Genomic DNA, 1,089 nt, shown 5'->3' on the forward strand with positions numbered 1-1,089 from the left:
ACCTTTTTCAGTGCCGGCGCCGGCACTGAAAAAGGTCCCGTGACCGTCGCGGGACCTTTTTCATGACCTTTGTCCTCTATGCCGCCGCCGCTCTGGCCGAGATCGCCGGCTGCTTTTCATTCTGGGCCTGGTGGCGGCTGGAGAAGCCGCCGCTTTGGCTGCTCCCCGGCCTCGCCTCGCTTGCCCTGTTCGGCTTCCTGCTGGCGCTGGTCGACACGTCAGCCGCCGGTCGCGCCTACGCCGCCTATGGCGGCATCTACATCGTGGCGTCGCTTGGCTGGCTGTGGCTGGTTGAAGGCGTTCGCCCCGACCGCTGGGATCTTGCCGGTGCCGCGCTCTGCATTGCCGGTGCTTCGGTGATCCTTCTCGTCCCGCGGGGCGCTTGAGATGGAGTTGCCTGCCTCCCTTCGCCAAGGTGTCGAGCGTCTGCTCGAAAACGTTCCGCTGGCGGTACTCAAGCAAGCGGCAAAGACGCTGTCCGACCGCTACCGCGCCGAGTTGCGCGACGGCCGTCTGCACATGGCCGAGGATCTGGCGGTGAAGGCCTATCTGGCGACGCGGCTGCCGGCGACCTATGCCGCGATCCGTGCCAGCCTCGACGCGCTGAGCGACGCCAAGCCTGCCTTTCAGCCCAGGACCTTGCTCGATGTCGGCGCCGGCCCTGGCACGGTGCTTTGGGCCGCGACCGATCTGTGGCCCGATCTCGAACAGGCGGTGTTGTTCGAAGCCAGTGCCGCCGTGCGTAAGGTCGGCGAGACGCTTGCCGGCAACACTATTGCCGCCCAGAGCAGATGGCTGGCCGGTGATGCCACCATCGACCTTGCTGACATCGAGCCGGCCGATCTGGTCACGTGCGCTTATGTGCTCGATGAAATCGCGCCGGCATCGCTGCCGAAACTCATCGACCGGCTCTGGCAACTCACTGGCGACACGCTCCTGAGCGTCGAGCCCGGCACCCCCGCCGGCTGGCAGCGCATCCTTGCCGTGCGCCGGCAGCTGATCGAGGCGGGCGCGCATGTGCTTGCGCCTTGCGCGCATCAGGCGCCCTGCCCGCCGGTCCAGCCCGACTTGTGCCCTTTTTTCCCCCGC

General features: G+C 67.0%; 2 protein-coding genes. Both read left to right on the forward strand.

The window, feature by feature from the left end:
- Window positions 1-62 precede the first annotated feature (62 nt).
- Window positions 63-386 carry a YnfA family protein gene (locus EN994_RS32645; protein ID WP_127308212.1) on the forward strand — a complete coding sequence of 108 codons (324 nt, stop codon included), beginning with the start codon at window positions 63-65 and terminating at the stop codon, window positions 384-386.
- A 1-nt stretch (window position 387) separates the two neighbouring features.
- Window positions 388-1,089, forward strand: a 702-nt coding sequence (locus EN994_RS32650; protein ID WP_127308213.1) for a small ribosomal subunit Rsm22 family protein, incomplete at its 3' end; no start/stop codon positions are given.

This window comes from Mesorhizobium sp. M7A.F.Ca.CA.002.09.1.1 (assembly GCF_003998555.1).
Taxonomy (GTDB): Bacteria; Pseudomonadota; Alphaproteobacteria; order Rhizobiales; family Rhizobiaceae; genus Mesorhizobium; species Mesorhizobium ciceri.